The sequence below is a fragment of the Candidatus Lokiarchaeota archaeon genome (genome assembly GCA_014730275.1).
Taxonomy (GTDB): Archaea; Asgardarchaeota; Thorarchaeia; order Thorarchaeales; family Thorarchaeaceae; genus WJIL01.
Genome location: WJIL01000130.1, coordinates 30,058 through 56,227, shown reverse-complemented (window position 1 = coordinate 56,227; position 26,170 = coordinate 30,058). Strand labels below are relative to the sequence as shown.

At 44.2% G+C, this 26,170-nt stretch carries 29 protein-coding genes; 10 read left to right on the top strand and 19 right to left on the bottom strand.

The genetic code is table 11. The features are described 5' to 3' along the window. Nucleotides 1-27 precede the first annotated feature (27 nt). The 3 genes from GF309_14220 to GF309_14210 all read left to right on the top strand — a co-directional run bounded on the left by GF309_14220 (nt 28) and on the right by GF309_14210 (nt 2,358). Complete coding sequence (locus GF309_14220) at nt 28-993, top strand: LLM class flavin-dependent oxidoreductase (protein ID MBD3159933.1); 966 nt, start codon at nt 28-30, stop codon at nt 991-993. Between the two features lie 140 nt (nt 994-1,133). Beyond that, nucleotides 1,134-1,358 carry a hypothetical protein gene (locus tag GF309_14215; GenBank protein ID MBD3159932.1) on the top strand — a complete coding sequence of 75 codons (225 nt, stop codon included), beginning with the start codon at nt 1,134-1,136 and terminating at the stop codon, nt 1,356-1,358. A gap of 412 nt (nt 1,359-1,770) precedes the next feature. Beyond that, entirely contained in the window at nt 1,771-2,358 is a 588-nt protein-coding gene (locus tag GF309_14210) for a rubrerythrin family protein (protein MBD3159931.1), read from the top strand. Nucleotides 2,359-2,443: 85 nt separating this feature from the next. Here GF309_14210 and GF309_14205 read toward each other — a convergent pair whose 3' ends face one another. Then, nucleotides 2,444-3,313 (bottom strand): hypothetical protein, encoded by an 870-nt coding sequence (locus tag GF309_14205; GenBank protein ID MBD3159930.1) that lies wholly within the window; start codon nt 3,311-3,313, stop codon nt 2,444-2,446. A gap of 24 nt (nt 3,314-3,337) precedes the next feature. On the opposite strand from GF309_14205, the gene GF309_14200 reads away from it, so the two are divergent. After that, entirely contained in the window at nt 3,338-3,997 is a 660-nt protein-coding gene (locus GF309_14200; GenBank protein ID MBD3159929.1) for a hypothetical protein, read from the top strand. Between the two features lie 38 nt (nt 3,998-4,035). Here GF309_14200 and GF309_14195 read toward each other — a convergent pair whose 3' ends face one another. Further along, nucleotides 4,036-4,902: a methyltransferase gene (locus GF309_14195; GenBank protein ID MBD3159928.1), complete on the bottom strand. Its 867-nt coding sequence runs from the start codon at nt 4,900-4,902 to the stop codon at nt 4,036-4,038. A 220-nt stretch (nt 4,903-5,122) separates the two neighbouring features. On the opposite strand from GF309_14195, the gene GF309_14190 reads away from it, so the two are divergent. After that, entirely contained in the window at nt 5,123-5,335 is a 213-nt protein-coding gene (locus GF309_14190) for a hypothetical protein (protein ID MBD3159927.1), read from the top strand. A 2-nt stretch (nt 5,336-5,337) separates the two neighbouring features. Next, entirely contained in the window at nt 5,338-6,600 is a 1,263-nt protein-coding gene (locus tag GF309_14185) for a hypothetical protein (protein ID MBD3159926.1), read from the top strand. Nucleotides 6,601-6,934: 334 nt separating this feature from the next. Here GF309_14185 and GF309_14180 read toward each other — a convergent pair whose 3' ends face one another. Together GF309_14180 and GF309_14175 are read right to left on the bottom strand one after the other, a co-directional pair. Further along, nucleotides 6,935-7,093, bottom strand: coding sequence for a hypothetical protein (locus GF309_14180; protein MBD3159925.1), 159 nt, complete (start codon nt 7,091-7,093; stop codon nt 6,935-6,937). Between the two features lie 251 nt (nt 7,094-7,344). After that, the gene (locus GF309_14175; protein ID MBD3159924.1) at nt 7,345-11,016 is read right to left on the bottom strand and encodes a PAS domain S-box protein; all 3,672 of its coding nucleotides are present in this window, start codon (nt 11,014-11,016) and stop codon (nt 7,345-7,347) included. 247 nt (nt 11,017-11,263) lie between these two features. On the opposite strand from GF309_14175, the gene GF309_14170 reads away from it, so the two are divergent. Both GF309_14170 and GF309_14165 read left to right on the top strand, forming a co-directional pair. Beyond that, a complete protein-coding gene (locus GF309_14170; GenBank protein MBD3159923.1) occupies nt 11,264-11,782 on the top strand; it encodes a hypothetical protein in 519 nt (172 codons plus the stop codon). A gap of 40 nt (nt 11,783-11,822) precedes the next feature. Continuing rightward, nucleotides 11,823-13,187 (top strand): PAS domain-containing protein, encoded by a 1,365-nt coding sequence (locus GF309_14165; GenBank protein ID MBD3159922.1) that lies wholly within the window; start codon nt 11,823-11,825, stop codon nt 13,185-13,187. A 27-nt stretch (nt 13,188-13,214) separates the two neighbouring features. On the opposite strand, the gene GF309_14160 is transcribed toward GF309_14165, so the two are convergent. The 15 genes from GF309_14160 to GF309_14090 all read right to left on the bottom strand — a co-directional run bounded on the left by GF309_14160 (nt 13,215) and on the right by GF309_14090 (nt 24,906). Continuing rightward, entirely contained in the window at nt 13,215-13,883 is a 669-nt protein-coding gene (locus tag GF309_14160; GenBank protein ID MBD3159921.1) for a hypothetical protein, read from the bottom strand. Between the two features lies 1 nt (nt 13,884). Then, the gene (locus tag GF309_14155; GenBank protein ID MBD3159920.1) at nt 13,885-14,442 is read right to left on the bottom strand and encodes a helix-turn-helix domain-containing protein; all 558 of its coding nucleotides are present in this window, start codon (nt 14,440-14,442) and stop codon (nt 13,885-13,887) included. Continuing rightward, entirely contained in the window at nt 14,439-15,599 is a 1,161-nt protein-coding gene (locus GF309_14150; GenBank protein MBD3159919.1) for a PAS domain-containing protein, read from the bottom strand. Before GF309_14150 ends, GF309_14155 begins: the two co-directional genes overlap by 4 nt. A 75-nt stretch (nt 15,600-15,674) precedes the next feature. Continuing rightward, nucleotides 15,675-16,094 (bottom strand): hypothetical protein, encoded by a 420-nt coding sequence (locus tag GF309_14145; GenBank protein MBD3159918.1) that lies wholly within the window; start codon nt 16,092-16,094, stop codon nt 15,675-15,677. Between the two features lie 16 nt (nt 16,095-16,110). Then, nucleotides 16,111-16,929, bottom strand: a complete 819-nt coding sequence (locus GF309_14140) for a hypothetical protein (protein MBD3159917.1) — start codon at nt 16,927-16,929, stop codon at nt 16,111-16,113. Between the two features lie 10 nt (nt 16,930-16,939). Next, nucleotides 16,940-17,611 carry a hypothetical protein gene (locus GF309_14135; GenBank protein ID MBD3159916.1) on the bottom strand — a complete coding sequence of 224 codons (672 nt, stop codon included), beginning with the start codon at nt 17,609-17,611 and terminating at the stop codon, nt 16,940-16,942. Between the two features lie 64 nt (nt 17,612-17,675). Beyond that, nucleotides 17,676-18,038, bottom strand: a complete 363-nt coding sequence (locus GF309_14130; protein MBD3159915.1) for a hypothetical protein — start codon at nt 18,036-18,038, stop codon at nt 17,676-17,678. Nucleotides 18,039-18,181: 143 nt separating this feature from the next. Beyond that, a complete protein-coding gene (locus tag GF309_14125) occupies nt 18,182-18,649 on the bottom strand; it encodes a hypothetical protein (protein ID MBD3159914.1) in 468 nt (155 codons plus the stop codon). A gap of 693 nt (nt 18,650-19,342) precedes the next feature. Next, on the bottom strand, nt 19,343-19,996 hold the full coding sequence (locus GF309_14120; GenBank protein MBD3159913.1) for a hypothetical protein: 654 nt from the start codon (nt 19,994-19,996) through the stop codon (nt 19,343-19,345). A gap of 175 nt (nt 19,997-20,171) precedes the next feature. Further along, a complete protein-coding gene (locus GF309_14115) occupies nt 20,172-21,134 on the bottom strand; it encodes a hypothetical protein (protein MBD3159912.1) in 963 nt (320 codons plus the stop codon). 591 nt (nt 21,135-21,725) lie between these two features. Then, complete coding sequence (locus tag GF309_14110) at nt 21,726-23,060, bottom strand: hypothetical protein (GenBank protein MBD3159911.1); 1,335 nt, start codon at nt 23,058-23,060, stop codon at nt 21,726-21,728. Between the two features lie 483 nt (nt 23,061-23,543). Further along, the gene (locus tag GF309_14105) at nt 23,544-23,951 is read right to left on the bottom strand and encodes a PIN domain-containing protein (GenBank protein MBD3159910.1); all 408 of its coding nucleotides are present in this window, start codon (nt 23,949-23,951) and stop codon (nt 23,544-23,546) included. Then, complete coding sequence (locus GF309_14100) at nt 23,948-24,196, bottom strand: antitoxin (GenBank protein MBD3159909.1); 249 nt, start codon at nt 24,194-24,196, stop codon at nt 23,948-23,950. The genes GF309_14105 and GF309_14100 overlap by 4 nt, the downstream gene beginning before the upstream one ends. A 75-nt stretch (nt 24,197-24,271) precedes the next feature. Continuing rightward, nucleotides 24,272-24,499: a hypothetical protein gene (locus GF309_14095; GenBank protein ID MBD3159908.1), complete on the bottom strand. Its 228-nt coding sequence runs from the start codon at nt 24,497-24,499 to the stop codon at nt 24,272-24,274. A 119-nt stretch (nt 24,500-24,618) separates the two neighbouring features. Continuing rightward, nucleotides 24,619-24,906, bottom strand: a complete 288-nt coding sequence (locus tag GF309_14090; GenBank protein MBD3159907.1) for a hypothetical protein — start codon at nt 24,904-24,906, stop codon at nt 24,619-24,621. Between the two features lie 55 nt (nt 24,907-24,961). On the opposite strand from GF309_14090, the gene GF309_14085 reads away from it, so the two are divergent. Both GF309_14085 and GF309_14080 read left to right on the top strand, forming a co-directional pair. Next, a complete protein-coding gene (locus GF309_14085; GenBank protein MBD3159906.1) occupies nt 24,962-25,264 on the top strand; it encodes a hypothetical protein in 303 nt (100 codons plus the stop codon). A 175-nt stretch (nt 25,265-25,439) separates the two neighbouring features. Next, nucleotides 25,440-26,105: a hypothetical protein gene (locus GF309_14080; protein MBD3159905.1), complete on the top strand. Its 666-nt coding sequence runs from the start codon at nt 25,440-25,442 to the stop codon at nt 26,103-26,105. The last annotated feature ends 65 nt before the right edge of the window (nt 26,106-26,170 follow it).

Below are 26,170 nucleotides of genomic sequence, written 5' to 3'. Positions count from 1 at the left end.
TTCCAGATACTCAGGACTCGCACTGTTATGAAAATTGGTATTCACATAGAACCTCATGTCGGATACTCGTATGACGAAATAGTTGCACTGACCACGAAAGCAGAAAAAGAAGGATTCCATCAATTCTCTGTATCAGACCATTTCTTTGGTAATCCCCAAAGAACAGGAAGAAGATGTTACGAGGCTTGGACAATTCTTGCCCTCCTAACGCCTCAAACCCGTAACATCAGACTAGGCACAATGGTCACCAATCACTCATACAGAAATCCTGCATATCTTGCGAAGATTGTATCCAATCTAGATAATTCTTCGAACGGACGTATTGATTTCGGAATTGGAGCGGGTTGGAAAGAATCGGAATACAAAGCATATGGCTATGAATTTCCCAAAGCCAGAACAAGAATTCATCAGCTCAGAGAAGCTCTTGAAATACTCGAGTTGATGTGGACAGAAACACGACCCCCTTTCGAAGGAACATATTATTCGATAGATAACGCAATATGTCTTCCAAAGCCGGTGCAGGAACCTAGGGTTCCTATTCGTATCGGAACGATGACACTCAAGGCACCTATGATGGAGAATACAATTGCGAAATACGCAGATGGTATTGATTTTGAAGGAGCCAGCCCCGAGAAAATCAAGCAGAAAAAGGAAAGGATGAATAATGCACTCGCAAAAGTTGGGAGAGATCCAGGAGACCTCTCATGGTCCACGGATATGACTACATTTGTGCCTGCGAAAAGCGAAGAAGAATATGAGAAGAAAGTAGATTCTCTGCTTCGACAGATCCCTGTGAAACATCATGATCATTTTCGGAGGGACTTGCAATCAAGTCTTTCGGGTACACCAGAGACAATGGTTGAAAGAATAAAAGCATATGATGATGCTGGAATTGATCAAGTATCAATCTGCCTGCCATGGATAGGAGATATTTTGAACAATGGGAAAAGAGCAATAGAAATCATAAAAGATAGTGTCCTGCCCTTACTCTGACAGGTATCCATAGATGTGAATATCAAAATCAAAGCGCATGCATTCCCTTCCCGAAGGTAACATTCCCATAAGACTTTGAAGATTTATTAGTCTGATATTCTCCTGATTGTCTCTCAGCCGCTATGTGGGGCATTCGTATCATGTCATCAGAAAATGCAGGGGATTTGAACCCAAAAATGATTGAAGATGCACTGGGAAAAATGACCTTGCAAGGAGTTGCAGCCCAAGTAAAAACTACTCTCACGGAGAGCTTCTTCCTTGTCGACTTTGTTCTGCTTTTGGGCATCCAATACTGTAATCGGTCTACTTGCAGCAAGTCCCTCTCTGGCTCAGCTGTTGCAAGTTCCAGCTTCATATCTCGTTGAGAAATACAGGAATAGGAAACGATTGAACTTCTTTACCCAGCTTAGTAATAGGGGAGGGATTCTTGTAATGGCACTGATACCTTTTGTATCACTATCGGAGGGGGCTCGCCCTTCTGATTGGAAGCACCATCATCCAAGCTGTATTCCTAGCTGTTGCATCTCCGAGTAGGAATTCTTGGCTGCGAGATCTTGTTCCGCCAGAAAAGCTTGGGCGGTATTTTTGCAATGAGAATGGCAGTAACAGGGCTTGCAGCCATTATCGCTTTCGTTGTTGGAGAGTTTTGCCTTGTAGCACCCTTTCTTAGTGTCTTCTAACTTAGGCCTTATTAGAATTCTAACAAGAGGAGCGACACTTACTGACCTGTGAATTTGGAGCAGGAAGTCGTTCAGAACTGCAAGAAAAGGAGTAATAATGATGGATTTGAAAGGCACAGAAACCGAGAAAAACCTGTTAACGTCCTTTGCTGGAGAAAGCCAAGCCAGAATGAGATACACATTCTACGCGAGTCAAGCAAAGAAAGAAGGCTTTCCCCACATTGCAGACGTTTTTCATGAGACTGCTAATCACGAGAAGGAACATGCAGAACGCTTCTTCAAATTCCTGAAGGAAGGAGGAGCAACTCCAATGTTGAAAGTTGACTGGGAATTCCCCTCAGGGCCGCTTGCAAACACAGAAGAAAATCTGCGATCTGCTGCGGAAGGTGAAAAGTATGAGTTCTCCGAGATGTATCCCGGATATGCAGATATTGCAGAGGAAGAGGGTTTCAGTAGGATTGCAGCTGCATGGAGAATGATCGCGAAAGCCGAAACGTGGCATCACGAGCGGTATATTGCACTAGCCGAGCAACTCAAGGATGGTACACTTCTCAAGCGAGAAGAGAGTATTGAGTGGCGTTGTTCTAACTGTGGTTATCGACACGAGGGTGACACCCCACCAGCAAAATGTCCCGCCTGTGATCATGACCAGGCGTACTTCATGGTGCATTTCACCAGTTACTGATGGAATGCCAACCCAAAAAAATATAGATTACTAGGAAGAGCCCTTCAGGGGCTCTAACTTTCTTTTTCAAAATCATTGTATAAGTTCACGTTGAGGAGACCAAGGGGCTAGAAGACGGTTCATTTCGAGGTGAACCAAGCTTGTCCAATATGGCGTCGATTAGGTGCGACCGTTCGGAAGGGTCTAACATTTCAAGTGCTGTTAACGGAATCGTATCTATTCCCAAGATACTACTAACTCGCTCACATGTAAGCGCAACAGGGCGATCCTGTTTATTCGCAACGCCCAAAAGAGCTGCATCACCAGTCCAAGAACGGACATGCGGAATCATCTTTCTAGCCCATAATACGCTTTCAAGGGTACTATCCGTTGTGACAAGAACAAGCTGAGAACCTCTAAGATAGGTAGGCCACATACTGCGAAATCTGGGCTGCCCACCAATATCCCACAAAACGATGCCGGTCCCACTCCCAATCAAACCACCAGGTACGGGTCTCACCTTGACACCGATGGTAGAAACGTATCTAAGTGGGATGCGTTTCTTGAGTATCATGCGAGAGATTGTAGTTTTTCCAACCCGTGGCTGCCCAAAGATAGCAATTTTGATCTCTTGGCTCAAAACGATGTTTACTGCTTTCGCCATCACCTTATTGATTGGGACTCCATCAATTTCACGGACACAGCGCTCCCAAATCTTCGTAAGCACTTCTTCCAAAGTAGCAACGTCAGCGAGTATGGGAGATACTGTAATGAGTGAGTGTTCTTCATCAGCAATATAGCTGACAAGTCGATTGCCAAGGTTGAGATGGTCACGAAACGAATGCTTTTTCCCACCGATTATTTCGGAAAGTGCGCTCAGGAATCGCTTCATGGAATCGCCTAGTTCTGCTACGCCCAAGATTTCTTTTGCAACTAGGTCACCATAATTGTTGAATATGAGCACTGCTTCAATCATTGATAGCCCCAGGACTCCAAATAAGTGGAGAAAAAGGATATATTCAGTGGAGAAAAACCATCACTCAATCTATTTTGGGTACTTGGTGCAGTGAATGGAGATGAGGAATTGTTTGTTCAAATTATAGTGGTATTGTTGGTCGGCCTCGGCTTAGGTGCATTTGTTACCCAGTTCTATTATACCAGCACCAGTCTGTCAACTACGAATCTGCCAACAAGTAAAGAATCAGCTATAGGTGCCAATGAAGATAACTGGGGGATTGGAGACATTTCAGTTGTTGAAGTGTCAGTCTCGGAACAAGATCTGAAAAACATCCTTACGGAAATTGAATCGTGGAAGAAGAAGCAGCTCGAGAGATTCTTCAGGAATTTTCTTAGAGAGAGAGAAATAGATATTCTTGAGGCTCTCGCAAAGGCTTTCTTGGTGGATGGGAAACCTAAGCACACCCATTTGAAGGAGATATCTAAAGGTTGGATGAACAGACATCAAATCCATTTGGAAAGCGGAGTATCGCGAAAAGTGATTTACAAGCGCGCAGGAGTTATGGATCGTCTAATAACAGTTGGACTGGTGCTTATGACGAAAAGAGGTACATGGGGCCGCGGGAAATACGAGTATCGTCTTAATACAGAGAATGCATTTGTTTCCACTTACGCAGAAGCAGTTCTTAGAGCATCCGCTTAGATCTATTTCCTATGACTCGAATCCCAAGAGTGGGATGCTTATCGACTGTTTCCCCGTCCAAATTCAACATCAAGCACTACATGAAGCTGTCTTGGTGCATAGCTCTTTACTTCGCGTTTTGACAGGATTCGTTCAATATGATATCCAGCCCCCTCTGAATACTCCTTGAGAAGGCCTATAGGGGCCTCGAAGAGCTCCGATTCATAGAAAACATCATGATAGTGGATAATACCCCCATGTTTCTTGAGAATGTGGAAAGCAGCCGGCAGGAATTCATAGGTATCAGGCAGGTATCCCATAACAATGCGGTCTGCAGAACCATTCAGCTGAGTTGCATAGTCTCTACAGTCACCAAAAAGGGGTGTAACGATGTCTTGAACATTATTTAGTTCGATATTCTCTTTCAGGAAATCGAAACTCACCGGGTTAATCTCAACAGCATAGACCTGAGCCGGTTTTCCTAAAACAGCAATTGGTATTGAGAAATATCCTATGCCAGCAAACATATCGACGACTGTTTCTGATTCGCCGACTCTCTTGGCAATGCGTGCGCGTTCAGTAACATTTCCTTTCGCAAACATCACTTCAGATATATCGAGTCTGAATAGACAACCGTTTTCTTTATGTACCGTAATGGTGCTTGGTTCACCTGCAATAACTTCGATTTTGGGCAGGCGCATAGCACCGGATATTCCTCCTATTTTATGACAAACCGTCCGTACATTGGGGACAACTTCGAGAGTAGCTTCTCCAATCAGCAATCGATGATGCTCAGCTTCAGATTGGAGGCTCAATATGAGGATATCACCGACACGTTGATAGCCAGACGGCAAAGCGTCTAGCTCTTCTTTCGGAAGTCTGGGTGCTAGTTTTTCCTTAAGCGTATCTTTGAATGGTTTGTCCATATCGACCCAAGTGAATACTGCTTTCTACATGATAAAAGAGTTGTATTGTGGGATGAAGCAGCACGATAGTGAACAGGATTCTACGAACTGCATCGCACTATGAATCGGCAATTTACTTATATTAATTCAGAATGTTATGAATGTTGTACAATTATGATGACCGTCTGCGGGGAGACGATTTTGACTTCTTGGATTGGTGGCATCAGTGAATGTGATACTATTGACTAGTTCAACGGGAACTCTAGATACGACTGACTTCTGGTATCCAGCAAGCAGAGGGGTTTCCAACTCGGGAACTACAACCATGGAATCAAATCACGTCACCGTATCTTATGGTACTAAAGAATGCAACTTCGTGCAGAGAGATATCACGATGCATGGGTGTTATTCGAGATCATATGAAATAGGCGCAAGAAATGAATGGGGTTGGTAGAAATGAAGGCAGCTGACAAAGGAGGGGACATGGAGCGAGACAGCTGCAATGACCAAGAACAGATGGAACTGTACGAAAAAGAGCCTCAATATTCGAATGAAAAGACCCTGTTTATACTTCACAGGTCTTCAGGAGTTGCAGAATATAGTCACGAATTCGCACCAGATTTGGTTGACCCTCAGCTATTGTCCGGTTTTATTGGTGCAATGGCAAGTTTCCTTTCTGAGTTTGTTGGCTCCGAAGAATCCCAGTGGAAAGCAGATTATGGGTCAGACACGACACTTATTGTAGAAACAGGGGATTGGGCAATCGGTGTCCTTGCAGTATCAAGAGAAACAAGTGAATTGCGCAGCAAATTAAGAATCATTGTTGCTGAGTTTGAGGCGACCTATGCTGCCTTTCGAGATTCACCCCGCTTTGAGGAGGGGGTCTTTGTTCCCTTCGATGATTTTGTAATGCGGATTTTTGTTGGCGATAGATTGAATCCCAGTTCCCGATTAGCTCGGAGAGAACTAAATGAGAAGACTCTTGAAAATGCGGATAGACGAGTAGAGATTGAGAAACTACGTTCAGTGTTGGACGAGCCAATGAAGCTGAGTAGGGTAGCTAACGAACTAGAAGTATCAATAGATGAAGCGAAAGAATGTGCACTTCAAGCATATTGGAAAGGCGCAATCAATATCCATTTCGTTCCTGAAAGGCGTGACGTACTGATACCTTCTGAAAATTCTCTGAGTATTTTATTGTCTCAGGGGAACCCACTGAATCTCTCAGTCAAGACGATTCAAGTAATAGGAGCAATGGATGGTAGAACTACTATTGGATCACTTATCGAATCGCTTGGAGACGTTGATGCAGAGCCAGTTCTACATGAACTGGGCGCGCTTATCAGCCAAGGTTTAGTTCAGATGATTACGACAGAGCATAAGTTGGTCCTTACTAATGAACGCATTCTGAATAACTTCCTCAGAGAAATATGTGCAAGTAGAATATCTGAAGATACTGCTAAAGAGTTGTTAGTGACTGTGATTGAACGGGGTACGCGTATTCATCCGTGGCTTTCACGTATCCGAATAGAGGAGGGGTGTAGAGTTCATTGTCTTGCTGATGAATACATGGGTCCAAGCGATCTAGATGACATGTATGATGCATTGTTGTATGTTATCAATGAGCTATCTGGCACATTATCTGAAGAGGTGGATGAAAAGCTTGTTCAGACAGCATTGGCCAATGCTCGGAACAACACCTCAATGACCACCCTTTAGGAGAATCAAACTAAATACCGTTCATATAGTGAATTGTAACCTTTCAACACCCAGAAATGATGTATCACACAGTAGACTTGGAGAGATAATTTTCAATAATCCTATGTCCAAGTCACGCGTGATTGAGGAGTGTTGGCGGGATTCTGCGTTCATGACGAGGGGCCTGGTGTTAGGGTTCCGACGCCCAATGGAGGATTGCTCAGTTGCATACCATAATGGCCACGTTCTGTACGCAGCTGAATCCCGCCTCTTGTGCGAAGCACAAGACACTCGCTCCGTTTCACGAACAGGTACATTGTTAATCATAAGAGGTCTGCCGACGCGCTTGGGAGGGCTAGTCGTGATGGTTGATGCACAGGTTGTCACTGTCTAGCTGATTCAGTAGCTCACAAACTGGGCAATTCACATCAGTGGAATCGCCTTCCAGCGTCTGTAGAAGCTCAATTAGCTCACTAGTTGTTACAACCATCTCATATTCGACCTCGAATACCACCAGATTGACTCTGGGTACCTGCCTGAGTATTGTGCCCCCTTGCTTCTTAGAAGCAGTGAGACAATACCACCTTAGCAAATATGTTTTTAATTCTTTCGTATATATATGAAATATTTAGTATTAAGGCGGGTATTATCGAGTGTATAGGATGTTAGGACAACCATTCCTACAGTATACCTCGCTCGAGTTCATTAGTGCCTGCATCTCAAAACCAGCACAAATCGGATTGTGGGTAATGCTATCTCACCTCGTCAGGCAAGAGGCCCTAGATGGCCCAGTGCAATTCTGAAGCTCGTGGTATCAGAGGGCTCCAAATAGATTCTCCAACCATGCGCCTTAACAACCTTCTCCACAACCGCAAGGCCCATTCCAGCCCCTTCATCTTTAGTGGTAAAACCTCTTCTGAATATCTTATCTCTGATGCGTTGAGGAATTGGGACACCATCATTTGAAATAATAATAGAGGTGCCTTGATTCGATTTCTCTTTCCTGACTTCAATCCTGTTTGGCTGGCCATGTTCCACGGCATTTCTGAAAATGTTCTCAAAAATTGTAGCAGATTTTTTCCGATTGGCTAGAACCCTTGGTAGATCGTCAATATCTGTCTCGATTTCGTTTGGAATTGTCGTTGCAGCAGCTGTTCGAGCTAATTCGCGCAAATCTACCCATTCCTTGCGAGTGGCAACTGCAGGCTCTTCAGCAAGCTCAGCAGCCTCACAAAGGAGTTCAGCTGAATGGTAGGCTATGCTATCAAGTTTCCTAATAGTGCTGTCACTATGTTCCGTCTTCAGTAAATCAACCAAGTTGCTGATATTCCGCATTTTGCTAGCTAGATTATGCACCATCATGTGAGCAATGTCCTCGAGCTCCTCTTGTTGTCTTTCTCGAATAGCATTTGTCTTGCTCACATTTGTTATATCCCTGAAAATGCACTGCGTTCTGACAAAATTGCCAGCCTCATCGTAGATGACTTGCCCGTTGAAGACTGCTTTCAACACCGAACCATCTCTTTTGACCAGACTATATTTAATATCCTCAACGAATCCTCGCTCCTTGAACTCAGCGAAGACACGTGAAAATCTCTGCTTCCCCTCTTCGGTCAGAAACTCCCCAAAATACACGCCCAAAACCTCTTGTCGAGAATATCCCGTTGTCTCAAGCCATTTCTGATTCACATCAAGTAAGCATCCTTGCTCATCCAGCATCTGACATCCAAATGGAGCTTTCTCATAGAACTCTCGAAATCTCTTCTCTTTCCTCTTTAGTTTTTCCTGGGCAAGTTTCTCATCTGTTCTATCAGTCAAAAGGATGTATTTCATCAGATGACCATCATCTTTCTCAAAACACGTATAGCGCCCATTCACGTACCGTCGAGATCCGTTTTTCCTCTTAATCCAGAGGCTCATAGTCTGAGTTCCCCTTTTCTCAGCCTCACATTTCTGAATTGACTTCAGAAGCCTGTCTTTTTCCTCATCAGCAACAAGCTCGCTATAGCTCATGTTGCTAAGTTCCTCCTGCGTGAAGCCAAGAATCTCTGTCACCCGATCATTGGCATAAACAAGGGAGTCCTCCTGGAGAATCATAAGGCCATCACTGATGTTCTCAGCCATCATCCGGAACTGTTCTTCGGATTCGGTCAACTCGCGTTTTGCCAAGACCTCATCAGTCACATCGGAAACCATTCCAACGACCGACTGAGGGGCCCCATCTTCATTCCTGTTCATTGACACATGTAGATCCCCCCATATCACATTTCCATTGCGATCAATAAACCTCTTGCGAGCACTATAGGAGTTCCTCTCACCACTTAGCATTTCTTGGTTAAGCTCAGCCTCCGTGCCCCAGTCATCTGGATGAGTTACGTCTTGGACCTGCATCGAAACAAGCTCTTTTCGAGAATAACCCAGCATGTCACTAAGAGCAGGATTGACCTCGAATATATTGCCTTCGAGGTCCACCTGAGCAGTGCCAATTGGAGCTTGTTCGAACAGCTGACGAAACTTCTCGTAGCTTTCCCGGGCTTCTTCTTTTGCCTTTTTTCGCTCAGTTATATCAGGCCCCGCGCTGAGAATTCCAGTGGGCTTACCATTTTCATCCTTCAGCACAGCATCAGACCATTCAATCCAGCGGATTTCGCCGTTGGAGGTTAAAACGGGGCCTTCTTCTGCCTTCGTGGGTTCCAAAGTGCCAGCAAGAATCCCGGACATGTACCCTCGAATGGATTCCTTCTCCCCATCAGGTATGAACATTTCAATCCAGTTTTTTCCAAGAACATCTTCTTCATTATACCCCAGAACTTCGGACCCCTTTTTGTTCAGAAGAGTTATGTCCAAGTTCAAATCGGTAACAAGAATAACGGTTCCAGCTTGATCCAAGTACATTTGTGCCCGTTCTTTCTCTTCACGAAGGAGCTTCTCGGCTTGTTTTCGCTGAGTGATGTTTTCGAGCATACCAACCGTACCGATAGGAGAACCATTCTCCCCCCGAAGAAGAGATACTGTAAGTAGTCCCCACAGAATTGTCCCATCTTTTCGTATGTACCTTTTTTCAATCTGATAGCGGTCCAAGTCCCCTTTTAGCATAGATGAAAGGGCAGCTTCATCCTTGGCAATATCATCAGGATGGGTTACATCTGCTGTCTGCATTGAAAGAAGTTCCTCTCGGCTATAGCCCAGAATATCCTGCAGTGCCTTGTTGGCTTCCAAGAAATGCCCATCCAATGTAACCATAGACATACCAATGCCCGCACGTTCAAATATGGCGCGGAACTTGGCTTCACTCGCCTGAAGTGCCTCACGGGTCTGCACCCGTTCCGAGATGTCTTTGGCGATATGGACTACGCCAATCTGATTCCCATCGTGATCAAAAAGAGGGGATGTGGTCACGAGAAAAGGGCAGCCATTTCGGAAATCGGATGTCTCTGCGACTGCATCTTCACCGGTTTCAGCTGTTTCAGTATGAGGGCAATCAGGAATTGGTGCACTAGAATCATGGAATACTTCGTAGCACTTCTGACCTATGATTTCTTCTCGAGATAGACCAAGGCTCTCATAGGTCGACTCATTTGCTTTCATTATTCGAAAATTGGTATCGATGACTGAAACCATGTCGGGAATCGCATCAAAGGTATGCCGCCATTCAGCCTCAGCCTGCCTCAGATTCTCTTCCACTTCTTTTCGTTTTGTAGTATCTATGAGCGTTACAACCACATATTTCCCATTCTCATGAAGATCAAGATTGGCTGTGAACCACATCTGTTCACCATTGATAACAATCCCGTAGTCCGTACTCCGTCGCTCTCCCGTATCTCGTACTGCTTCAGCTAGTCGAGTGCATGATTCTGCCATAGTAGAGGGGAGAATATTCATGATGTGGGTGCCACGTATACTTGCAGGATTCGTCACAAAAACGTCATTCTCAGATGGATGATACTGAACAATGAAGTTGTTTTCATCGAGCACAAGAAGAATGTCGTCTATAGATTGTACTAGGCTTCGATATCGCTCCTCGCTTTCATGTAGTACTTCTTTCATGCGTCTATGACGCACTACGCTTTTCACATGATGTGCAATCTCGGAGAACAATCCACCCAAATCATCTGTTTTTTCGAAATAGTAATCTGCTCCAAGATTGAGCGCTTGAATGGCAATATCTTCCCGACTACGGCCAGTAAATATGATAAATGGGATATCAGAATCCTGATCTCTGAGCCATTCCAATATTTCTAATCCATTCAATTGACCAGGACCAAGGTAATAGTCACAGATGACAGCATCGATTTCATTGCTCTCCAACAGACGGAGAGCCTCCTGCCCTGTGGTAGCCGGGACTAGATGAAAATCTTCATCTTGCATGCCAAGAAACTGCTGTGCCAGGAAAATCAGATCTTCATCATCATCGACTACCAGTATCTGGATATCCATGCACGGTCCTCCACTTGGGCATCGTATTGCGCTGCAAATATGTTGTTGCTCCCATTTCTACTTCCCCTTGACTTACATTTTGATTTATCCCTGTCACAGTACTGCATCACTACTCGCAAATTGATAATGGGATAATATAATATTCGTTCGCAAAAACCGGGATAAAATACAAAACTTTAAATCTATTCTGAATAAATTAAAAATGGTGCTGCAGCTAACCCCACAGCTGAGCATGGAGTAAACAACTATGTCCCGTCGTGATTCTCTCGTATACACGAAATTTTTCCGTATTTGTAAGAAACATCTCCAATGGATTGGTTTGTCAGAAGCCGCAACAGATGTGCTTGCGGTCTTGTTAGCTGAATACTACTGGTCAGGAGAGGCTCTCAAATCAGAGACTCTTGCCACCATTACTGGATATTCGAGGGGTAGCATTAGTGCTGCCATTTCTCAACTCAAGTCGCTTGCATTTATCGAGGGAAGAGTGGATACAAGCCAAGAGGGGAGAGGTAGAAGACCTACTCTCTATGCGCTAAGTGAAGGTTTGTCAGGGTTGATAATGTTCGGTATCCGCAGGCTAGGTATCGAGCTTGAAGGACTTCAGAATGAGATCGCAGCATTGAAGCTTACTATCGAACCTGATAAGAAGAACGCAGTAGAAGCTATGGATGCTCTCTCCGAGGAGATAAAGCGAAACTCTAAACAACTTAGAGAGTACAGCCGACGTATTCTATCAGCCAAGGCGATGGACGAACTAAAGTCCTAAACCCGTAATATCATGCGGGTTGATAACAACCAGACTGCAAATGACAGACGATGAACTGAATCCTATTATATACTGGGATAAGATTTCGGTTTACGTAGAGGGATGTTCTATATTGGATGACCATGGAGCCATACGAAAAAGGATACTGGGAGATCTTAGAAAGAATCCAAAAGGTCTTACAATAACAGACATCGCGAGCGATATCGATGTAAATAGAAATACTACAGCTAGATATCTCGATGTAATGCAGATGGCGGGGCAGGTCGAAATGCGGAAGGTGGGGCCAGCCAAACTGTATACCCTATCGCAGCGCGTTCCGTTGGATGCAATGTTGAACATTGCCGAAGACGGTATTCTCACTTTTGATTCAGACCTCAAAGTCATTAGAACCAATAACTCATGTGCAACATCATTGGAAATAGAGCCTGACGCCGTACTTGGGAAAAAATTGGACAATCTGAGTCTGCCAGGATTATCTGAAGATTGGATACTGTCCTTAATGTCTGATGCGGCAAGAGGAAAGGAATGCGACTTCAAAACCTCCATAGAGCGAGAGGATGGAATAAGACATTTTCGAGTCAAGTTGGTGCCTACAACATTCTACGATGGCACGACTGGTGCTACCATGATTCTTGAAGACATCACGAAGAGAACATTGGCAGAACAAGAAGTTGAAAGACAACGAAATTTTCTGCATCGCGTTATGGAGTCGGTCCAACACCCATTCTATGTTATTGACGCCAACGATTACTCAGTCAAGCTTGCGAATAGTGCTTCTCGATTCGGCGATTTGACACAAAACAAAAAATGCTATGCCTTAACCCATGGGAGAAGCTCTCCATGTGCAGCTGATGTACATCCTTGTCCATTACAGAAAGTAAAGGAAGAGAAGGAACCAGTTACAGTGGAACATATCCATCACCAAATATCAGGTCCTACAAGACATCTTGAGGTGCATGCTCATCCCATTTTTGATGAAGAAGGGAATGTAGACAAAATAATCGAATACTGTTTGGATATCACAGACAGAAAGCAATTGGAGCGGGATATTCGAAGGCTGTTGGAATTGTATCAGATGACCGCTGAGAAAGTAGCTGCTGGGACGTTCGTAGTTCAACATGAACAGGTGATATACTGTAATCCACTGCTGGCAAAAGCGCTTGGCTATAAAGTTCACGAGTTCACAAACGTTCCGTTACACAAAATGGTTGATGACAAGCACCTAGAATTGATAGTCAATACAATGGAAGAGATTGAAAACCCGACGAGTTTGAAGTGCAAGCTTAGAAAGAAAAACGGGCAATACACAGAGGTTCGATTGACCCTGGCGCCTTCAACATATCTCGATGAACCAGCGTATATAATCACCCTAGAACAAGGTGCTGGTGCAAATCAATCAGAATAGCGAGATTCGGCAAGTTAGTATCATATACTAAACGCGCATACAGTCCTCTTTCGGAATCCCAATTCTATAGCATGTGTTGGAGGCAGGTTCAAGGGAGAACGACCAACCATGTGCCTTGACTAACTTTTTGACAATCAGGATCTCCAGCCCCTCAGTATGTTTCATACTGATTTTTCCCGTGGTGATTTGTTCACGCAGTGCATCATCAGGTGGGCGGCCGTCATTCATGAATAGTAGTGAGTAAGTTGATTGTTTCTCCTGGACTCGCACCTCGATTCCTTGAGAGTTGGAATCCAAAGCATTTCTCAACAGATTAGTGAAGATAAGGAAAACCTTTGCCCGTTCTGCGTAACAAGAGGGTAAATTGCTACATTCAAAACGGATTTCTTTCGGAACAACATACTCGGCTGCTTCTCGTACTGTATCATTTAAGTTGACTAATGTGGGTTCATGCACGATTGGCCCAACGTCAGTAAACTCAACAGAGCGGCGCAGCATCTTCTGAGTAACATGTGCAATATGCATAATCCTTTCAAGGTAATTGGATTCACACTCAAGGACAAGTAGCTCTGCATACCCACGAATATTCTGCAATTGGTTGCCTACATCATGAGACAACTTTTGCATGAATTCACTGAATTCTTGTTTTTGGATAATGAGAGCGTCTGCGTCCTTGCAGTTGTCCGCGAAACTCATTTCACGACATATCCATTGCAGTTCCTTCTTGGGTATCGGGAGAAGTGTGGTCCTGTACCGGGCGGTTGAAATTTACTCCCCCATCTGAGAACTGGGAGAAATCGGACAGGAACATCTCAATCTCAACTTTGGCAAGTTTCAGTATGCTGTTTTCGATACTTTCAATCTGGTCCTCACTACTCAATACAGCCTCAATCTTCATTCTTATTCTGTTGATATCTTGTACGTATCTTCTAATACTAAGGGAAAGAAAATGATGTAGACTCACTCGAGGATAGTAGAGCATTTTCCTTCTTCCCCGCCCAGTATGATCTGTATCTGCCCGTCGTGTCAAAATGCCTGCAGTACCAAGCTGAGAGCAAATCTGAGACACGGTACTTCTTGATAAGCCAGTATCGTCACTCATTTCCCCGATAGACAATCCTTTTTCGGATGTGGCTCTATGGGTGTATAAAGTAGTCAGGATAATTCCAGCTGTATCAGGAAGTCCTATTGATTGAGCTGCAATATCCATAAGCTTTCGTACAACTCGAGTAGTGTCTTTGGAGTTTCTTATCATCTACATATTACCTCCGAAGTTGGTAGCCAGATTGTGAATTTCGTTCCGCTGCCGGGATTTCCCGGAACACGGTCAGATACCCTAATGCGTCCGTTGTATTTTTCTACAATATCCGCAGAAGAATACAATCCAAAATGACCGTCCCATTGAAAAGGATTGAACACAACCGACTTGAAATCGTCATCAATTCCTGGTCCGTTGTCTTCGATAGTAATCTTGTATCCCCGCTTCTTTTGGATAGCTCGTATCCACACACGCTTATTGTCAGAGGGATTATGCCGTATAGCATTGTCGAGTACATTATCAAGAAGGGTGTCTAAGAACTTGTCAGCGGTTATCTTGCTGTCTTCCATATCCATTGACATTTGGACAAGGAAATCATCATGCCGCTCAGCTACTGTCTCAATACAATCAAGCAATGCTCTTTCGAGAGATCGATTCACGAGTGGAGCTGAAATCAAGTCCTGCGTAAATTGAGCTTGGGATACTAATTCAAAACAACGTCCTAGCGCTTCCTGAATGCGATTGAGAGATTCCGCCATCATTTCAGAATCTGACGATATGCAATGTTGAAGAATTTGAACATCCCCCAAAATGACCTGTAACATGTTGGCCATATCATGACCGAGTTTATCCAAGTAGAGTTGTGCCCTTCGTGACTCCATTTGGAGTTTTTCTTCGGTTTGTCGCTGTTCCGTTACATCAAGTGAATGTTCGATTACCAGTGAAACATTTCCGTCAGAATCAAGAATCGGATGCGCATGGATTTCAACTATTCGTGTCTCTCCGTCAGAATGAATGTGTGTATGCTCAACAACTACAAAATCTTTAGTTTGTTCCACTAAATCAAGGGGGCATGGATGCTCACTGGAACAAGGTGTGTTCCGATTATGTATCATTCTGTAACATGTCGGATTTGCATCAAGCTGACCTAATTGGGCAGCAGTATTAGCAAGTTTGATAGTGTAATCTTGTGGGTCTACAACATAAAATGGGTGCGCTAACGATTCAATAACATGAAGTAAAAATGTCTTATTATCATATTCCGATTGAGATGCTATGCTATTATGAGAGGCGCAGTATGTGCCTTCCAGACGCGACTGTAGAATGGGTATATCCCTGTCTTTTGGCTGGTCTCTTCTGTCCTTGCAGCACATACTTGATTCTCTCCCGAATCACACGAAATCCCTACTTGATTCGTTCTTGTTCAATGTGATTCCTTTCATCACTCATTAGGTTTCCAGAACTGAGCGAATTTTTGCGGCCGCATCAGTTAGATTATCTTCAACCGAACCCCGATTAAACAGCTTATCGAAAAAGCCTCGATCGAGCAGGCCTCTGGCTTCATGGACTGCCCCGATTCGAAACCATCGATCTCTTACTTTGAATTCATGGAGAGCTATATTGATTCCATAATTTTTGACGCTTGCTGTTCTGGGATGGCCGTATCCAAGGTTTTCACTAACTCTTGTCGCGCTGTCAGACAGAAGGGAAACCATAGCTGCTAGGGTATCATTGGATGAGCCATCTGTGGTTTGACCTGTCACAATGAGCCCTCTCTCATTGGTGACTACGCAACTAAGGATTCCATGACCGTCTTCTACTACATCTGTAACTATTTCCTCTAGTTTCTCATGCTTGCCTTTTTTCATCTAATAATCATCTCTCCTACGTCATTGTATCTCTGTGAAGCTTCACATCCCACATTTCTACGATTTCCTTGATCTTGTTGCTAACTGTTTGAATCTCGAAAGAAACAAGTCCAAGCTTCGTATCACTTGGGAAGATGCAAGTAAGCATCACGTTCTCTTCTATATGCTTCAGAAGAATAGAGAAGCTCACATCACCAGTTTCATGTTCAGCATCGACCAATACCTGGCTGAAATCAGCGCTGCTATCAACCAATCGGATGAAGTCTTCAGATATGGTAATAAGTCCTGCAGACATACTGCTGACAGCCATTTCAATATTCTGAGGCATATCATCGTAGAAAAGACGATGAGCAAGGATGTAACCATCAACGGTGAATACAGTAATGCCCCACACGGGTACTCGTATTTCGAAATCTGTAAGCAAGTCTCTGATTTGTCTTACCGGGGGAATCTCTTCCTCTTCTTCCTCGTCAACCTCTGCCGGAGGAACATCATCAACCCCTTGTGGTTGGGTTGTTTCAGGTTCTGTACCGTGGGGATGAGCAGCTCCAGTCATAGACTGCGTATTGGCTTCTTCCCCTGTTTCCATGCCAGACGGGGGCTCACGTGTCCCATTTGAACCTGACTCTGGTGAGTCAGCAGACTTGTGTGCAGGAGGGGCTGTGACTTCTGTGGACTCAGGTGTGGGTTGTGTGTTGTCTGGAACCTGGTCTCGTGTGTTGTCTTCAGGTACTGCGCCCTCACTGTATTCCGAATTGCTTGTGAAAGACTCCTCAGGCTGCTCTTCCGTATCGGATTGGCTTTCATCTGTATGGTAATTCTGATTAAAATCCATTATTCATACCTCATGTGCCTCGTGATGATTGAGAGACAGCGCCGGCTCCACTTTCGGCCGCTGCTGCATTAACATTCTCTTCGACCTTTTTCAGAAGGAGGATTAGTGCGGTCTTGGAGGATTCTCGGTTTAAGGCAGAACAACCTACTGCCTTTTCCAAACCAAGCCAAGACGCGACTTCGTTCGGTGCAACTGCATCGGCGCGGTCTTGTTTGTTGGCGATTGTGACCATCGGAGTGTTTCCAAAGGAAGTCTGTGTTTCAGCCAGGATTGCAGAGGCATCTCCTATCATAGCAGGATCAGATGAATCTATAATCAATAGCACACCATCTGTGTTTGCACGCATCGTATCTCGCACAAACTTGAAATGCAGTTGACCGGGCACACCTCGGAGCTCGATTTCCTTTGCTGTCCAATTAGCATATTCTGCGCGCTCCTCCTGGTATTCCTTCTTCGGGACAATAAGCCCCATGTGAGCTAGTTCCTTCCTAACCCACACGACTCGTCCCAAATCGAAGCCCGTGGTTGTTGTACTCTCTTCACCACGATATCCCTCCTTCAACTCCCGTTCCACCGACATCGCGTTGGGGTCCAGGGTGTGGATCATTGTGGTTTTTCCTGCTTGAAACGGGCCTGTGACATACACTTTGTAGTCATAGGCTTTGAGGTCTTTAGTCGCCAAGATTTCTAGACTCCTGGGTATTGTCTTTTATTGTTGTATGTTCTTGTCGTTATCCCGCCGAAGCCTAGAGAATCGTCTCGATCGACTCACATGCCTTGTCCATTTCGAAGTCAATCAGACCAATCTTAGAGTCCTTTGGCGCTGTCGCAATCAGGGCTGCATCAGGGAAATTCCTGACAATAACGGTTTTCTCCTCACCCTCAATTACGATGTTGTTTGGAGTTCCTGAATCAAGAGCCTTACCGACTCTGCCTCCAATCGAAACCAGCGCGGCTGCCATGGCAGAAATGCCTTTTTCATCAACACCCTTATGCAGGGCTGCAGCCATCAACTGACCCTTGTCACTGACAAGAGCGCAGCCGTCGACTTCGCTATCGTTCTCCAACTTCTTCAAGGTACTTTCTAGTTTCTTAATCTTAGCACTCATTCTGTTCACGTTCTCCTAGTTCTCATAATACTCGCAAGTTTCTGCTTGTTCTCCAGATACGTAGATATTCTTCTTCTCGCACCAGATTTGGCCCGCTGCGTTTTCTTCTCCTGCATGTATGCAGTCAGATGAAGACATGATTATCACTCTACTTCTAGTGTGAAGATGTTTGAATTGTGTTCAGGCTTGTGTTCCACACCTGTAACGTGGCAGTGTTTTCCAGTATGCTCATTCACTCCCGCATACAAAATCGCCATGAAGGGGCAGGGGGGAATATCATCTGGATGATGTTCTCTGAGTTTCGCGGTAGCTGGTGCATAAATGCACTCACCAATATCCACGACAACCTCATCGTCACTCGCACTGACAATATTGCATCGCTGTACTGCACCTGTGGCCTTGATCTGTTCTGCAAATGATTCTGCAACAGATGTCACATCGTCTCCCTCGATGTTCACACCCATGTGGCTCAGCATTTCCTTCGCATCGCCTTGGTATGCGTTAGCCATCTGTGTCCAAATCAGATCGATATCTAGGCCCATGTTGACCATAGCTTCAGCCATGACCACCATAACAGTATTTGATTTATCCAGTAAACCTTTGTAATCCATATTTCTTATCTCCTAGCCGTTCGCGGTACATCAAGCATAACTACTGGATGTACAACCTAGCTCATACCACCAGTATTTTCCATATATATGTTCTTGGTATATCTGAAAAAATTGAATGTAAATACAATAAAGTAAGATTAATAAATAATAGGTATTGATGGTGTCTTGTTCTTCATAGATATTCTCGAAAGGGAGTCAATATTGAGGATGAAGACTGCCCGGATTAGAACCAGCCTTCATACACTCTTCCTTGCGTTTTTTTTGTGAACATCAGAGTGATTTTTGGTTATTCGATCACCGATTATGTTTCATAGTCCGAACAGTGATCGCTTTCTTCGCCGCTTACATAGATATTCTTTTTTTCACACCAAATTTGGCCCGAAGCGTTTTCATCTCCTGCATATTTGCAATCAGTCAGCTTTTTCACCTCCCAAAGCAGGTAATTTTTCACCATATTCTGAGGTAATATGCAGTAATTTTAGAATAATAAAAACAAATTGTGGCAATGCATATATGCTATGCGCTTTTGCATTGCGAAACAAACACATGAAATAATAGAACACTTGCTATGAAAAAATAGGAAGACTGGCGAATCGTAAATGATTCAAAAGAGGATAGATAATCACATAGCCAATACATCAACCAGAAACGCAGAAAAAAGAAAGACCCCCTCCAGAGAGATTTTACTCCGGATTACTTGTACTCGTCAGCTTTATCCATGTATTCCATAGTTCGTGATGCAGGATACATAATGAAGCGGCAAGATGAATCACCGGCGGCCTCACACAATATTTCTGTTGCATCAAGGTCCAGACCTACTGCTTCAGAACACCACCCAGCTGAGTATCCGGCATTGAAGCTGCATATGGGCTCATTTGCAGTCTTACCAGCTTGGGTCCACAAATCCGACTCGAAATTGTTTGGATGCTCGTAAAATAGAAAGTAATCGTCATTGTCCACGATATTGCAGCCAGGCAATAGTCGCACCCGTACAAAGCCGGAGTATGCTGCATATATCGGTCCTGCTACAAGCTTCTCAGCAAGTTTGCCTGTTTCTATGATGGGTAGGATCTGTTGCGCCGCAGTACGTCCAAAGGCTTTGCCCACCCGATACATCAGCAGCGTCATCCCATTCTCGCCAAGGACTTCGACAAGTTCCTCTTTCAAAGTGACTGCAATGGTCTCAAGGGCGATGAGCATGATATTCTTTCCTGCTAGGTGCACTCTACCTTCTTCCGGGCGGAATTCCATTTGGTTGTTGAGAATCGTCTCGTACTGAGATTCAAGGGCTTCAATCATTGGGTGTAGTTCTTCAGGAGCTTCTACCGTTTTCGGCATTTCGAACATCTCAATAAAATATGCTGCAATTATGATAGATAATTGTAATTTATTTAAATATATCCAGTATATTGTTATTAATTATACAAGTAGTAAAGCAGTAGGAGATTTCGACTGGTATTTGATGAGTTGCAACAACTACGAGGGGCTGTCAATGCGGTTCCGCCAATCAGAAGCTTCTTGGCTACAGGTTTGATGGTGTCGGAGAAATCTCCTCTCTTTCATTGTCGCGGGAACGTCTTTGTGTTCTTCCCATAGGATCGAAATCCATTTGCTGATCCCCCCTGCCTTGTCCAGCCACGGGGTCCATATGTTTTTTCACAACATAGAAGTGAACTGGGGTTCCATCATAGAAGACGGTGACTCCTCGCCAGGATACATCACCGAATCTGTACAGCTTTCCAACACCTGAAGCTTCACTCTCCTTGACTTCAACTGATCCTAACTCGTGCTCAATGACTGAAAGCATGGCTTCCGGTGGGTATATCTTTGAATCCTTATCTGTCCCGAGAAAAAAGCGGTCCATAAGGAAGCCGTTTATTGCCTCTTCCCGGAACGCCTCCCAGAGCCCATGGGAACCAAAGAGCTCAACACCCAAGATTTTGCCCAGATAGACAGCAACGAGACCCACTTGGTTGGGATAATCCATAGCCGACAACAACTTGTTCTTCAGTTCACCGAGATCCTTCTGTTTATCAAACACAGCCTCGTTCATTTCGCGGTAGCTCTGCGTTGGTGCGTCGTAACGTGCAACAGGCATGACGTCTCGTGCTATACGGACATTCTCCCACACGGTGTGTTGATCGGCATGGGCAGATATAGAGCGAGCCATCTGGCTGCTCATTCGAGTTTGTGTCGAGTGATGCCTTCTCGTTGTCGTTTTCCCCCTCGAACTCGAATAACGCCACCTTGATTGTTCGATGCAGCGAGCTGGGATGGTCAACGGATTATGCTGATCATGACCAGCGGGAACAATTATGGGTTCGAATATTATCCTATCCTGCCGGCCACCTTGAATCTGGGTCAAATAGGGAATCAGAAAAGGCTGTGTTCCTATGTTGATAGCCTGCATTCGCTGGACATCTTCCTGTTCCAATTCCTCAATCCAGCCAACTTCGAGCGTTTCGGCCTCTTCCAGACCAATCACGCCAGTTCCATCCGCACCTAGCAGAGGATAGAGCGAGAAGCCATCCGCAGAAACGACTGCTCCTGTTCCCTACTGCTGGCCTATATCCTTCAAAAAGGACTTGATACTGCTCACGTGCTTCCACTCCGGGTTAAAGGACGACTAATCTGTCTTACCAGTATATGTTATACGAGGAAAAAGATAAACTTCTCCCGGATTCTCAGAGTACATGGGCAACGAGCTATACTACGATAGACTAGGCTCAAGAATGGTTTGGTTATCCCGAGTCTACTTCAACTCGTACGAGTGGGTCTTTGAGCTTTCGAGCTCCAGCTTCGGTCAAAACCCGCCCATAACCTCTTTCTTACAGGTAAGTGAGTGAACGCAATCAAGGGAATTTCTGCATTCCACTCGTCCCCTGCCAGCGTCGCCGCCCTCTTGGTACCCGAAGGCCCTTGGGTCAGCAGGGTTTTATCCGTCTTTTCTGGAATAGGATTCCTCTCACGATTCAGGCTTCCTTCTCTTGTCCTTGGCTCGCAACATCACTCCGGTGACAGCAAGATTTCTCACGGTTTTTGCCACAGTGCGATGGAAATCATGGATTATGATAACCTATGAAATCTCGGAGGGTTCATGAGATATGATAACAGGTGTTTCACACTTCACTTCAATCTCGGGGATCCAATTTGTACAGGCATACTTGAGGAGAGGAATGAGAATAGAAGTGCCGAGGATGACGGAAAGGATTACGATTCCATAAAGGGTTTCTGTGAAATATCCGAGGGAGAAGCCTGTATAAGCAAAAAAGAGCGTGACCTCGCCCCTCACAGCCATACTAAGTCCAAGAGTTCTAGCTTCTCCTTTATCATACTTGCCAAAGAAGGATCCAAGGATCCCACCCACATATTTTGGTATAATGGCAAAGACAACGAGGAGGAGTGAAATAAGAAAAGAGAAGACATTCAGAAAAGGTACAAGGTTGATGGTCAAACCTATACTAATGAAGAAGAAAGGGATAATCCAAGAAGAGATGGGTTCAAAATCATCATGAATGTCAAGGTACTCATCTTCATTCCCAATTATTACGCCTGCAACAAAGGCACCAATAATCGGCGCTAATCCTAGCATTTGCGCGAAAAATGCCATATAGAGCATTAGAGACAGGCTCACAAAAATAGGTAATGATTTGTCATCATATTTCTCGGTCTTCAGGAAGAAATAGGGTAGGATGTACTTGTATAGTAGGTAGCTAACAGCAAAGAACACAAGGATGTTTATCAGGATGATGGGGAGTCCAAATGGATTCAAAGATTCAGTACTAGCGAAAAACGCGAGTATGAATGAGAACAATGCAACTGCAATTATATCATCAAATATCGCAGAAGCCACGACTGTCTGGGCCATTTTTGTTTTCAGCTTCTTATAATCACAAAACAACCGGGTGCTGATACCTATACTGGTTGCAGTGAATGCAACACCAAGGAATATAGCTGAATGCCATGTATCAATTCCTTGAGTTTGCAAATCTAATGTGGATATGCCGGCTAATGTGAAGAAAAATACTATGCCGCCACCAATCATCAGCAGAATTCCAGCGCCTGCCGTGACAAAAGCAGGAGTACGCACTTTAATCATATCATGAAAATCGAGCTCCATCCCCACCTTGAATAACAACAGGAGTACCGCTAGGTTGCTAATGAAATTGATAATGAGTGACGTTGTATCCAGCTGGCTTTGCTCAATTGGGAAAAATAAGCTGAAAGATGTTGTTGGTGCCGCATTTAGATATAGGATTCCTAGCACAGTAGGTCCGAGCAATATCCCAAAGAGAAGTTCTCCCAAGACCTCTGGTAGATCTAATTTCTTAAACAGAATCTGGGATATTTTGATTATTGTCAGAATTAATGCAAGAAAGAGAAATGGTAGTATGAAATCGGATGCGGCCATGTGGTTCTTCCTCAAACAGAAATATTTGATTGTGACATTGCAATCTTTGGAACGGTAGTCTTCTCAGAAACATAGTTGGTGAGCTTGTTCAGAACAAGAGATACTGTTGCTGCAAAAAACATCACAAAGAGAGAGAACAATATATCTTCCAATAGTCCAAGTTCTAATGTACGCATCATGTGTCACCTGAGATATCGCAACGAGTATTTTGATGAAACCATTGTGTGGTATCTATACAAATAGTATATAACCTATTATATACGGGAATACTTTCAATAAACGAGAAGTGGAATAAATGTTATTTGATTTGCTTTCCTTTTTAGATAGCCTCGGTTTCAGATATCTCCTTAAGATGTAATAAGATGGTCAGGAGTCAAACGGTCTATCGACTTGGTGTTGTAAAACATGTGGAAAATACAGAAAGTGTTCAACACTTCGAACATAAAGTGACTTTCATACTTAACGCATCTTTCATGGCAAGATTCAGTAGGTTTCGACAGAAATCAGTGAGATGCGCTCAAAATGCTGAACATTTCGAGTAAGTACACGATTGATTCCCTTTGACAACGCAGTTCCAGCAATCATTACATCACTGGTGCTAATGGGAGTGCCTTTACTCAGTAGCTCAGCAAGAATCTCAGTGGATGTAAGCGATGCAGCTCTCTCGAATGGGAGGACTTCAACTCGGGCCAGAATCTGCTCCAATTCTTCTGTGCGTCTCTGGATCTTGTCTCGCGAAGCCGTAGATATTCTATAAAGCCCAGTGTAGAGTTCGAATGTGTTGATTTCCGAAGTATACAGAGGTTCCTCTTCTGAGCTGTCAAGCCATTCAATCGCTGCACCATCTTTTCGAAGAACATCAACGAGGTAAGTCGTATCCAAGAATATCAAGACAGATCAACTCGCTCCAGATCAAAGCGTTCTCCAATCTGTTTTAGAGTCTCTTCGAGCTTGCGAGCTTCAGCATCAGTCAAATCTGACCACCCTTCCGATGTTTTCACCCACATTCGAAGCGATGTTGTAGTCTTTCCTCTAGCGAGTCGAGCTATAGTATCTCCGAAACTCTCACCTGGCAACTTCATTTTCTTGAGGAGGTTATACACATCTTCAGTGACGGATATGGTCTTAGAAACCATCGTTCATCGTATTCTACACATACATATGTAGACATATAATTTTGCCGAGAGGTTGATTCCGAGGGAACCCCTCATCTACTCAGTATCGAAGACAGGCCAAGGCGCTTCCCGCTCTTTCCGAAACGCGTCCATTGCAGTTGCTAGCTTTTCAACCGATTCCTTCGAAATGCATCCAACAAAAGCATCAAGGGACCATCTGCTTGCCAATCTGATGATAACCTGACTAAAGCTCTCGTTATCCTTCATTTCATTCTTTAGAAGCTCATACACTTCTTCTGAGAGCGTGATGGTCTTGTGCACCATAGTCTTCACACTCTGAGTGCCTGCGTGATGGTTTTCAACTTATTTGCCAATAGGATAGCAACACGTTGATTGGAAACAGATGATTCATCAAGCAGTATCACATAGTAACAGCGGAGCCTTCATTCATCTTGTTGAGATAGCAGCGATTCTGCTCGTTTCTGATCTTCCTTCGCCTGTTCTTCCTTCAGCTTCTTCATCTCCAACCATTCGTCTAGACTGAGTGTTGCAGAACCAGCAAGGTCCGCTATCTCCCCACGATTCTTCATGAGCCTGCGAATCACATCGCTGAAGCTCTCGTTTTCTCTCTTCAAGCGTTTGAAATCCTTATAGACATCATCTGCCAACGCTATGTTTTTGGCCATCAGTATCATTATACATATGCCTATGAGTACGTATAAACTCATCATCCATCTTTCCTGTACCTAGTACCGCGATTGAGAGAAAGTCACTGACTACGACTACGTGATATGGAAAATCAAAGAACTGATTCTGAAGGTTATCTTTGCTGAACTAGGGGAGGAAGGTGGAGCTGACCTGTTGAAGCACAAAATCCACTATCATCGAAAACGGGCGGCGTCAGATCCCGTCGAAGAAATACATTTGGCTGGAACACTGGTGGAATATGCTGAGATGTTGTGGGAAGATGGCAATACGTCTCCAGCGAGGAAACATGTGGAAGAAGCAATCGGTATCTACGAAAATTACCTGCAGAAATGGGACAACAGAGATACGCGAGGAGACCTCGAAGCAGCGAAAAACTGCTGACAACTATGAAAGAAAGAATAGCAGCTTTATGTCACACTGATTTCTCACAGATTGTCACTAATATCTTATCAAATGAGATTTGGGTGGATTTCCCTCAAAAAAGAAATGAAAACCTTATAAACAATTATTATTAATTATAAATATGGACTTCAATAGTCCTTGGGAATGTAACAATATGGGAAAAAGAGTTAGATTATGTTTAGTTATGGTTGCAATTACCATTATAGCATCAAATGTTTCTGATGTATCAGCGCTATGGTCCGGTAATGCTACCCCATCCTACGACGATTCGGATACATATGAAACCACATCCGGTGAATACCATACTGTGGATGCTGACGCAATATCAGGAATATGTGAGATACAAGTGAATCCAAAGGTTTGGCCCCTTTGGTATGGTGCAGGACTCTACGGAGAGGCCTGGGTTGCTCAAGATGTAGAAATGTCCGAGACTATTACATCTACATGGTACTTCACAGCTCAATGGGATATCGACTTTCGATTAAATTGTGGATGGGGTGGCAAAGTAAAAATAGAGGTTCGCTTTCTTATCATGGACGCAAACGAGGACGAAAAAGAATCCAAAAGCGCGTGGTCATACACGTTCACAGGTCCTGCCTTTAATTGGGATGATTATGAGGATGTCAATACAGATGACAGCGAGACTGAGGGGTTCAGCTGTAATCTGTATAGCGGTTACACATACAAATTAGCTGTTGTCTTAAGAGTCACTGTAATGAACGACTCTGGTGCGATAGATGTAAACGCTCGAACCGATCATTACGCCCCGGCCAAACTCACGGTCGACCAAATCACATGGTCAGAAACCGCCCCAGACTAGTTAAAAGGGATACTAGTTTTTTTCAATGGAAAGGAACTCTCTCCTTTTTTGTTCCCAAGGTACAG